10 protein-coding genes and 1 pseudogene are annotated in these 9,254 nt (G+C 56.1%); all 11 read right to left on the bottom strand.

What is annotated here, in order from left to right; translation table 11 throughout:
• Window positions 1-78 (bottom strand): annotated as a pseudogene (locus D8U69_RS14790) (F0F1 ATP synthase subunit delta); the annotation flags it as partial.
• 12 nt (window positions 79-90) lie between these two features.
• Window positions 91-561 (bottom strand): F0F1 ATP synthase subunit B, encoded by a 471-nt coding sequence (locus D8U69_RS14785; protein ID WP_056854267.1) that lies wholly within the window; start codon window positions 559-561, stop codon window positions 91-93.
• Between the two features lie 58 nt (window positions 562-619).
• The gene (atpE, locus tag D8U69_RS14780) at window positions 620-877 is read right to left on the bottom strand and encodes a F0F1 ATP synthase subunit C (RefSeq protein ID WP_003097235.1); all 258 of its coding nucleotides are present in this window, start codon (window positions 875-877) and stop codon (window positions 620-622) included.
• 133 nt (window positions 878-1,010) lie between these two features.
• Window positions 1,011-1,880, bottom strand: a complete 870-nt coding sequence (gene atpB, locus D8U69_RS14775) for a F0F1 ATP synthase subunit A (protein ID WP_015097443.1) — start codon at window positions 1,878-1,880, stop codon at window positions 1,011-1,013.
• A 16-nt stretch (window positions 1,881-1,896) separates the two neighbouring features.
• A complete protein-coding gene (locus tag D8U69_RS14770; protein ID WP_056854266.1) occupies window positions 1,897-2,304 on the bottom strand; it encodes a F0F1 ATP synthase subunit I in 408 nt (135 codons plus the stop codon).
• Window positions 2,305-2,452: 148 nt separating this feature from the next.
• Window positions 2,453-3,325 carry a ParB/RepB/Spo0J family partition protein gene (locus tag D8U69_RS14765; RefSeq protein WP_056854265.1) on the bottom strand — a complete coding sequence of 291 codons (873 nt, stop codon included), beginning with the start codon at window positions 3,323-3,325 and terminating at the stop codon, window positions 2,453-2,455.
• Window positions 3,326-3,334: 9 nt separating this feature from the next.
• A complete protein-coding gene (locus D8U69_RS14760) occupies window positions 3,335-4,132 on the bottom strand; it encodes a ParA family protein (RefSeq protein WP_056854264.1) in 798 nt (265 codons plus the stop codon).
• Window positions 4,133-4,150: 18 nt separating this feature from the next.
• The gene (rsmG, locus tag D8U69_RS14755; RefSeq protein WP_056854263.1) at window positions 4,151-4,795 is read right to left on the bottom strand and encodes a 16S rRNA (guanine(527)-N(7))-methyltransferase RsmG; all 645 of its coding nucleotides are present in this window, start codon (window positions 4,793-4,795) and stop codon (window positions 4,151-4,153) included.
• Window positions 4,792-6,690 (bottom strand): tRNA uridine-5-carboxymethylaminomethyl(34) synthesis enzyme MnmG, encoded by a 1,899-nt coding sequence (mnmG, locus tag D8U69_RS14750; RefSeq protein ID WP_056854262.1) that lies wholly within the window; start codon window positions 6,688-6,690, stop codon window positions 4,792-4,794. The genes rsmG and mnmG overlap by 4 nt, the downstream gene beginning before the upstream one ends.
• Before the next feature lie 553 nt (window positions 6,691-7,243).
• On the bottom strand, window positions 7,244-8,614 hold the full coding sequence (gene mnmE, locus D8U69_RS14740) for a tRNA uridine-5-carboxymethylaminomethyl(34) synthesis GTPase MnmE (RefSeq protein WP_130907604.1): 1,371 nt from the start codon (window positions 8,612-8,614) through the stop codon (window positions 7,244-7,246).
• 79 nt (window positions 8,615-8,693) lie between these two features.
• A partial coding sequence (gene yidC / locus D8U69_RS14735) for a membrane protein insertase YidC (RefSeq protein WP_130907603.1) occupies window positions 8,694-9,254 on the bottom strand: 561 nt, incomplete at its 5' end.

The following is a 9,254-nucleotide window of genomic DNA, read 5'->3' as shown; positions in this document are numbered from 1 at the left end:
GGCCAGTTGCTGGTGGGCCTGAGCGTGCTCGAAGGCCGCCTTAGCGTAAGGTCGGGCCAACGTGGTCAGTTCTGCCATGATCGCCCTCGCTTAGATTTCAGCAGCCAGTTGGTTAACCAGCTCTGCGTGCGCGTTTTGATCGATTGTGGCACCCAGGATCTTCGCAGCACCGCCAACGGCCAGGCTACCCACTTGGGCGCGCAGCGCGTCTTTGACGCTGTTCAGTTCCTGTTCGATCTCGGCCTGAGCCTGAGCCTTCACACGGTCAGCTTCGACGCGAGCCTGTTCACGGGCTTCGTCGACAATCTGGGTACCGCGTTTCTTGGCTTGCTCGATGATTTCAGCTGCCTGAGCTTTCGCTTCGCGCAGTTGCTGACCCGCTTTCTCTTGGGCCAACTCCAGGTCGCGAGCTGCACGGCTGGCAGCGTCCAGACCATCAGCGATCTTCTTTTGACGTTCGTGCAGAGCCGCGATGACCGGAGGCCATACGAACTTCATGCAGAACAATACAAAAATCAGGAACGCAACGGACTGGCCAATCAGGGTCGCATTAATGTTCACGCCAACACCTCGCAGTTACGTTGTCCATCACACCAAATTACCCGGAAGATCCGAGTAATTAGCCAGCGATCTGACCAACGAACGGGTTCGCAAAGGTGAAGAACAGAGCGATACCAACACCGATCATGGTTACGGCGTCGAGCAGACCGGCAACGATGAACATTTTAACTTGCAGCATTGGAACCATTTCTGGCTGACGCGCTGCGCCTTCCAGGAACTTGCCGCCCAGCAGGCCGAAACCAATTGCGGTACCCAGTGCGCCCAGGCCGATCAACAGTGCAACAGCGATAGCGGTTAGACCAACTACAGTTTCCATCTTTCCTCCCGACTTTTACGTCGTATGGTTTAGGTTTTTTAGATTAAAGCGGTAAAACAAATCGTTTCAGATGCTCCGTCAGGAGCCCCTTCCCGTTTTACCGGGAAGGACATCAGACTAGTCGAGACTGGTCTTAATGGTTTTCTTCGTGTGCCATCGACAGGTAGACGATGGTCAGCATCATGAAGATGAACGCCTGCAGAGTGATGATCAGGATGTGGAACACAGCCCACGCCCACTGCAGAACAACGCCCAGGCCACTAAGCCAGAGCAGACCGCTGCCGAACATCACAGCAATCAGGATGAAGACCAGCTCGCCGGCATACATGTTGCCGAACAGACGCAGAGCCAGGGAGATCGGCTTGGCGATCAGGGTCACGAATTCCAGCAGGAAGTTCACCGGGATCAGCAGGGCTTGAACGAAGATGTTCTTGCTGCCGAACGGGTGCAGGGTCAGCTCGCCGATGAAACCGCCGAGGCCCTTGACCTTGATGCTGTAGAAAATGATCAGTGCGAAAACCGAGAATGCCATGCCCAGAGTCGCGTTCGGGTCGGTAGTCGACACGGCGCGGAACGGGATGTGGGCATCGCCGGAGATCAGGATGGCCAGCTGAGGAATCCAGTCGACCGGTACCAGGTCGACGGCGTTCATCAGGAACACCCAGACGAAGATGGTCAGTGCCAGCGGTGCAATCACCGGGCTACGGCCATGGAAGCTGTCTTTCACGCTGCCATCGACGAATTCGACCAATACTTCAACGAAGTTCTGCAAAGCACCTGGCTGACCGGAGGTCGCCTTCTTTGCCGCCATGCGGAAAAGAAGAACGAAGATCAGACCCAATGCGACAGACCAGCCGAGGGTATCGACGTGGAAAGCCCAGAAGCCCATTTCCTTGGCTTCTGCTGCGGTGTGGGCAAAGCCCCAGCCGCCGGTAGGGTGCTGACCGAAGGTCAGGTTCTGCAAGTGGTGCTGGATATAGCCCGAAGCGGTTGTTTCTGCCATGGTTGCCTCAAACGCCCTAAGGTCTCGAAAGTCTTGTTCTCATCAGCAGGGGAGCGAACCAGCTGACCGACTGAGTCAGCACGAAGGCACCGAATACTGCAATCGGCGCCAGTGGCTTCACACCTGCAAACACCAGTGCAAACAGCACTGCCGTCAAAATCAGTTTCCCCGCCTCGCCGGCATAAAACGACCGGACGATGGACTGGGCTGCTCGGGCGCCGGAAAACCGAAATGCCCTGTGAGCGAAATACACATTGGGCAGCAAGGCTATCAGGCCTCCGCAAAGTCCCGAGTACCCGGCAACGACTCCGTGCCATTGCCAGAGCGCCAAAGCGGCAATGAGCAAGACCACGAATTGAGCCATTAACACCGGAAAAACCGCCAGGCGATGGAAAGGCAAGCGGTTTGGCGTGCGGGTTTCCATCGTTATTGCTCTCCAATGGTCGGCTGCCGAAATTCAATAACTTGGCATAATTTGTGCCGACAAAATGCGCGCAGAGTATAGGGGCGGTTCTGCCCCTATTCAACTGTCAGGTAGTGATTTCCGACTGCACGCTACATGAGGAAATGTTTCAGCGGATATGTGCGAGTACGCCTTGAAGCTCATCCAGTGAGTTGTAACCAATCACTAACTGCCCTTTGCCCTTCTTCCCGTGTCGAATCTGCACCGCAGAGCCTAGGCGCTCGGCCAGACGCTGTTCCAGGCGGGCAATATCCGGGTCCGGTTTTGCAGGTTCGACGGGCTCCGGTTTGCCACTCAACCACTGGCGAACCAGTGCTTCAGTCTGGCGCACAGTCAGTCCTCGTGCGACAACATGTCGCGCCCCTTCAACCTGTTGATTGTCCGGCAAACCGAGCAATGCACGGGCATGCCCCATTTCCAGGTCGCCATGGGACAACATGGTCTTGATGACTTCCGGCAGCGAAATCAGGCGTAACAAGTTGGCCACGGTCACCCGTGACTTACCCACCGCTTCGGCCACTTGCTGCTGGGTCAGCTGGAATTCCTGCTGCAGACGCTGCAAAGCCACTGCTTCTTCGATCGGGTTGAGGTCTTCGCGCTGGATGTTCTCGATCAGAGCAATGGCGATGGCAGTTTCATCCGGCACATCGCGCACCATCGCCGGAATGGTTTCCTGCCCGGCCTGCTGGCTGGCGCGCCAGCGCCGTTCACCAGCGATGATTTCAAAACGACCGCCGCCGATCGGGCGTACCACGATCGGTTGCATCACACCTTGGGCCTTGATCGACTGCGCCAGCTCTTCCAGAGCTTGAGGATCCATATCGCGACGCGGCTGGTATTTACCGCGCTGGAGCAGGTCCAGGGGCAGGTGTTGCAACTCACGATGATCGGCTTGCGCCGCTTGTTCTTCCAGCGAGCTGACGGTCGGACCACTCAGCAGTGCATCCAGTCCACGTCCGAGACCTCGTTTCTTGACGGCCATGGGGATTCCTTAAGTTGCCTGAGCGGCGGCGATGCGTGAGTTTTTGCGCTGACGACGAACCATTTCGCCCGCCAGGGCCAGATAGGCAATAGCGCCCCGCGATGCTTTGTCGTACGCCAGCGCCGGCATGCCGTAGCTCGGCGCTTCGGCCAGACGGATGTTGCGCGGAATGACCGTGTCGTACAGCTGGTCACCGAAATGTTCTTTGAGCTGAGCCGAGACATCGTTCATCAGGCTCAGGCGTGGGTCGTACATGGTGCGCAACAAACCTTCGACCTTGAGGTTCGGGTTCAGCAGTTCAGCGATACGCTTGATGTTATCCACAAGGTCGCTCAAACCTTCGAGTGCAAAATACTCGCACTGCATGGGGATAATTACGCCGTCGGCGGCCACCAGTGCGTTCAACGTCAGCATCGACAAGGACGGCGGGCAGTCGATCAAAATGTAATCATAGTTTTCACGGATCGGCGCCAGCGCACTGCGCAGACGACTCTCCTTCATCTGCATTTCCAGCAGTACCACTTCCGCGGCCGTCAGGTCACGGTTAGCCGGCAACAACTGGTAACCACCATGCTCGGAGTAGTGCATGGCCTGGGCCAGGTCGCATTCACCGATCAACAGGTCGTAGACCGAGTTTTCCAGGCCGTGTTTATCCACACCGCTACCCATGGTGGCGTTGCCCTGTGGATCGAGATCGATCAACAACACCCGACGCTTGGTGGCGACGAGGGATGCTGCGAGGTTGATGCAGGTAGTGGTCTTGCCCACACCACCTTTCTGGTTCGCTATCGCGAATACCTTAGCCATTCTTGCTTGTGTTCCCAATCATGCCGTGCGGCGCAGTATCAGCAGATGACGTTGGCCTTGGCAACCGGGTACGGCCAGGGCATGTTCGCTATCGAGGTGGAAGTCTGCCGGCAATGCTACCAGCTCATCGGCGGGATGAACGCCCTTCATTGCCAGCCAACGGGTGTCGGCGTCGCCAAGGTGGCGAGTCCAGTTTGTGAAGTTTTCCATGCTGCTGAAAGCCCGGGAGATGATCCCGTTAAAAGGCTCTGCAGGCTGGAATGCTTCAACGCGACTGTGGATAACTTGCAGGTTATCCAGTTTGAGTTCGAGTTTGACCTGGGTCAGGAAGCGGGTTTTCTTGCCGTTACTGTCCAGGCAAGTCACTTGCGCCTCAGGAAACAGGATGGCCAGCGGGATACCAGGCATGCCGCCACCACTGCCGACATCCAGCCAGCGACCGTTTTCGATGAATGACATCACGCTCAGGCTATCGAGCAAATGACGCGAGACCATTTCGTCGGGATCACGAACCGCGGTCAGGTTGTAGGCCTTGTTCCACTTGATCAACAGAGCCAGATAGCCCAGCAGCTGCGCATGCTGGGTTTCTGTCAGCGTGACACCAAGCTGGCGGGCACCTGTGGATAACTCATCTGCGTGTTGCGAAGTGACCAACGAACTCAAGCGCTTTGCTCCAACTGACGGCCCGCGCCGCGTTTTTTCAAATGAATCATCAACAGCGAAATGGCTGCCGGCGTAACCCCCGGAATCCGCGACGCCTGGCCCAGAGTTTCCGGACGGGTTGCACCGAGTTTGCTCTGTATCTCTTTGGAGAGACCGGAAATATTCGTGTAATCGATATCCACAGGCAGTTTGGTGTCTTCACTTGCGCGCAGACGGGCAATTTCATCCTGTTGACGATCAATGTAACCGGCGTACTTGGTCTTGATTTCGACTTGTTCGGCCACTTGCGGATCTTCTGCGCCGTTACCGGTTACGGCAATCAGACCAGCGTAGTCGATTTCCGGACGGCTCAAGAGATTGAGCAAGTTGTATTCGTGGGTCAACGGCGTGCCGAATTTTTCGGAAATCGCATCGCCTTGCTCGGTACCCGGGCGGACCCAGGTGCTCTTCAGACGTTGCTCTTCCAGTTCGATGCTTTCGCGTTTTTTGCAGAAAGCCGCCCAACGAGCGTCATCGACCAGTCCCAATTCGCGACCTTTTTCAGTCAAGCGCAGGTCGGCATTGTCTTCGCGCAGAATCAAACGGTATTCGGCACGGGAAGTGAACATCCGGTACGGCTCTTGGGTGCCAAGGGTAATCAGGTCGTCGACCAACACCCCGATATACGCCTCATCGCGACGCGGACACCAGGCATCTTTGCCCTGCGCACGCAGCGCAGCGTTGGTGCCGGCCAGCAAACCCTGGGCGCCGGCCTCTTCATAACCGGTGGTGCCGTTGATTTGCCCGGCGAAGAACAGACCGCCGATCACCTTGGTTTCCAGGCTGTATTTCAGGTCACGCGGATCGAAGTAGTCGTACTCGATGGCATAGCCCGGACGCACGATGTGCGCGTTTTCCATGCCGCGGATCGATTGCACGATCTGCAATTGCACGTCGAACGGCAGGCTTGTGGATATCCCGTTCGGATACAGCTCGTTGGTGGTCAAACCTTCCGGTTCGATGAAGACCTGGTGGCTTTCCTTGTCGGCAAAGCGATGGATCTTGTCTTCGATCGACGGGCAGTAACGCGGGCCGACGCCTTCGATCTCACCGGCAGCGGAATACATCGGCGAACGATCGAGGTTCGCGGCAATGATTTCGTGGGTGCGGGCGTTGGTGTGAGTAATCCAGCAACTGATCTGCCGGGGATGCTGTTCCTTGTTGCCCATGAACGACATTACCGGGATTGGCGTATCGCCGGCTTGCTCGGTCATCACCGAGAAATCCACGGAACGGGCATCGATTCGCGGCGGTGTACCGGTTTTCAGGCGACCGACGCGAAGCGGCAATTCACGCAAACGGTGCGCCAGGGCAATCGACGGTGGATCACCGGCACGGCCACCGGAAAAATTCTGCAGGCCAATGTGGATAAGTCCACCGAGGAACGTACCGGTGGTCAAAACCACCGAATCGGCAAGAAAACGCAGGCCCATTTGCGTGACTACGCCACGCACTTGCTCTTGTTCAACGATCAAGTCATCAGCGGCCTGTTGAAATATCCACAGGTTCGGCTGGTTTTCCAGGATTTCGCGGACAGCTGCCTTGTACAGAACCCGGTCTGCCTGAGCACGGGTTGCGCGCACGGCTGGGCCTTTGCGGCTGTTCAACACGCGAAACTGGATGCCACCCTTATCGGTAGCGATGGCCATCGCGCCGCCAAGGGCATCGATTTCCTTCACCAGATGGCTTTTACCGATGCCGCCAATGGCCGGATTGCAACTCATGGCACCGAGGGTTTCCACGTTATGCGTCAGCAACAGGGTTTTGACCCCCATACGTGCTGAGGCCAGTGCTGCCTCGGTACCGGCATGACCGCCGCCGATGACGATCACTTCAAAACGGGAAGGGAAATCCACCACGCACCTCGTGCCTGCTTAAGTAGGTAATTCAGGAATAGTTTGAGCTCAGGTTTTTGGACCTGGTCGACAAGTATAGGGACTTCGCCCTTCCTAAAGAACCCTTTGCACAAAATTTAACCAGCTGTGGAGAAGTCGCGGTTATAGAAATTAAAAAGAGAGAAATTTATTAAATCTTTGTTTTTATGTTTATTTCTACTGACCGAGATTTCTGTGGATAGATTGCTACAGGCCTTTATTATCAATGTGTACAGCGATTCAAAACCCTGTGGTCATGTGCCAGGGAGGCCCTTGGATAACCGGTGTAAGCCTGTGGATTAAAATGCCTGTTATCCACAGAGGGGGTTTTCTTCAGTTTTCAGGCCCTGTTATCAACTGCCCTTAGACGCTGTTATTCACAGGGCTTAATCCACAGAAAAGGCTGCCAAAAGTAAAAGACAGACACGCAGATTCCGCACAAGCAGTCAGAAAAACCGCTCAGCACTCATCGATAGGCAATGAAAAGGAAAAAAAAGACAGGCGCGGGTGGCCTGTCTGTGGACAACGAGGGGAGTTACTTGCCGATGCAAAAACTGGAGAAGATGCGACCCAACAGGTCATCGGAACTGAACGCGCCAGTGATTTCCCCCAAGGATTGCTGGGCCTGACGCAAATCTTCGGCGAGCAGTTCACCCGCCCCCGCCAGCGTCAGCTGTGCGCGGCCGTGTTCGAGCGCGGCACTGGCATGACCCAGCGCCTCAAGATGGCGTCTGCGGGCACTGAAACTGCTTTCCGACGTCTGTTCATAACCCATGCATGCCTTGAGATGATCGCGAAGAAGCTCCAGACCATTGCCAGCGGTTTTTGCACTCAGGCTGATGGTGACATGCCCATCTTCACTGACTTCCAGCGCAATGGCTTCGCCGGTCAGATCCGCCTTGTTGCGGATCAACGTAACCTTTGCCGGGTCTGGCCGGGTCTCGAGGAATTCCGGCCACAAAGCGAAGGGATCCAGCGCTTCCGGGGCCGTCGCATCCACCACCAGCAGTACGCGATCGGCTTCGCCAATGGCTTTCAATGCCCGTTCAACGCCAATCTTTTCCACATGATCGTCGGTATCTCGCAAGCCAGCGGTGTCGACCACATGCAACGGCATCCCATCGATGTGGATATGTTCGCGAAGAACGTCCCGGGTGGTGCCGGCGATCTCGGTGACGATTGCAGCTTCCCGGCCGGCCAACGCGTTGAGCAGGCTGGACTTACCGGCATTTGGTCGGCCGGCAATCACTACCGTCATGCCATCGCGCAACAACGCACCTTGTCCGGCTTCGCGCACAACGGTGGATAACTCTTCACGGACTTTATCGAGCATGCTCAGAACGTGGCCATCAGCGAGGAAGTCGATTTCTTCTTCGGGGAAGTCGATGGCGGCTTCGACATAAATCCGCAGGCTGATCAGCTGCTCGGTGAGGTTATGCACACGTGTGGAAAAAGCACCTTGCAAGGAACGCAGAGCATTTCGGGCGGCCTGTGCAGAACTGGCTTCAATCAAGTCGGCGATGGCTTCAGCCTGCGCCAGATCGAGTTTGTCATTGAGGAATGCGCGCTCGCTGAATTCGCCTGGTCGAGCCAGGCGGCAACCCAGTTGCACACACCGCTGCAGCAGCATATCCAGAACAATCGGCCCGCCATGTCCCTGGAGTTCCAGGACATCTTCACCCGTGAAGGAATTCGGTCCCGGAAAATACAGAGCGATTCCTTGGTCCAGTACCTCGTCGTTTTCACTGAGAAACGGACCGTAATGAGCGAATCGCGGTTTCAGATCGCGACCACAGAAGGCCTTGGCGGCAACACTCGCCAATGGCCCGGAAATACGAACGATGCCAACCCCGCCTCGACCCTGGGCAGTAGCGACGGCGGCGATGGTTTCACGAGGAGCGTTCATGAACCGGTATCCAGACAAAAGTGACAGATAGCAAAACGCCCCACTAGGGGGCGTTTTGAGTGGTTATCCACAGAGCAAGTTACGCCTCGGCTTTTTTGCTAGCCGCTTCGATCTTACGCGTGATGTACCACTGTTGGGCAATCGACAATACGTTGTTCACTACCCAGTACAGCACGAGACCGGCCGGGAACCACAGGAAGAAGAAGGTGAAGATGATTGGCATCATTTTCATCACCTTCGCCTGCATCGGATCCGGAGGCGTCGGGTTCAACTGCTGCTGGATGAACATGGTTGCACCCATGATGATCGGCAGAATGAAGAACGGATCCTTGATCGACAGGTCAGTGATCCACAGCATGAACGGCGCTTGGCGCATTTCAACGCTTTCGAGCAGAACCCAGTACAACGACAGGAAAACCGGCATCTGCACGAGGATTGGCAAGCAACCACCCAGCGGATTGATCTTCTCTTTCTTGTACAGCTCCATCATGGCTTGCGACATTTTCTGCCGGTCATCGCCATGTTGCTCTTTCAGCGCAGCCAGTTTCGGTGCCACTGCACGCATGCGCGCCATGGATTTGTAACTGGCAGCCGACAGCGGGAAGAAAATCCCTTTGATCAGCATGGTCAGGAAGATGAT

The sequence above is a fragment of the Pseudomonas sp. Sample_16 genome, from assembly GCF_004307665.1.
GTDB lineage: Bacteria > Pseudomonadota > Gammaproteobacteria > Pseudomonadales > Pseudomonadaceae > Aquipseudomonas.
This window is presented reverse-complemented; position numbering and strand designations above follow the sequence as displayed.